This window comes from Pseudomonas sp. TWP3-1, assembly GCF_049896625.1.
In the GTDB taxonomy this organism is placed as follows: domain Bacteria; phylum Pseudomonadota; class Gammaproteobacteria; order Pseudomonadales; family Pseudomonadaceae; genus Aquipseudomonas.
In genome coordinates this window covers 1-574 of the sequence record NZ_JAFCUQ010000050.1, presented here as the reverse complement: position 1 = coordinate 574, position 574 = coordinate 1, and the positions used below count along the sequence as shown (strand labels likewise).

1 pseudogene is annotated in these 574 nt (G+C 56.6%); it reads right to left on the bottom strand.

Features of this window, described 5'->3' with window-relative positions:
* A pseudogene (locus tag ACP7BN_RS27685) lies at positions 1-574 on the bottom strand (hypothetical protein); the annotation flags it as partial.

The following is a 574-nucleotide window of genomic DNA, read 5'->3' as shown; positions in this document are numbered from 1 at the left end:
CCTGCAACCTGCTGTTCAAGATTGCTCAGCAAATACCATTCAGCCAGCAAACTACCGTCTGCGCCCATGATTCGGCTAATGATCAGCCGTGCCGGCAAGGGCTCTCCAGCCTTGTGCAGCGTCTTGCGCTCGGCCCTGTCTTTGAGAAACGGCTGCGCTTTACGGGTGAGTACGACTGACGCTTCCCCGACCCATTGAGTCGCCGGTTTCCCTTTGTATTGGACTTTGCGAGTTTCTGTGTAAACAAGCCCGCTACCAATCTTGCTCAACGGCTGGGATTGGCCCTCATAAGTGGCGGTGGAGCCTGCTTTTACGCGTAACAGCCAGTTCCAGCCCTCGGCCTGCCACCGCCTCATATGCGCTACTGAGTCGGCTTCTCGATCCACGATATGGACAAGTGGCTTGGCAAACTCTTGCTGCTCAAGCCAATCAATACGCTCTGTCAGTTCATCCAAGTGCTTTTCAGAAGCCAGCATTTGCTCGGCGCGGGTACTGAGCACGCCGTCCTTGGTTGCCAGGTTTTGCGCGGGGGTGCAGATCGGTGCACCGTCACGATCCGTCACAAGCAGGCTGC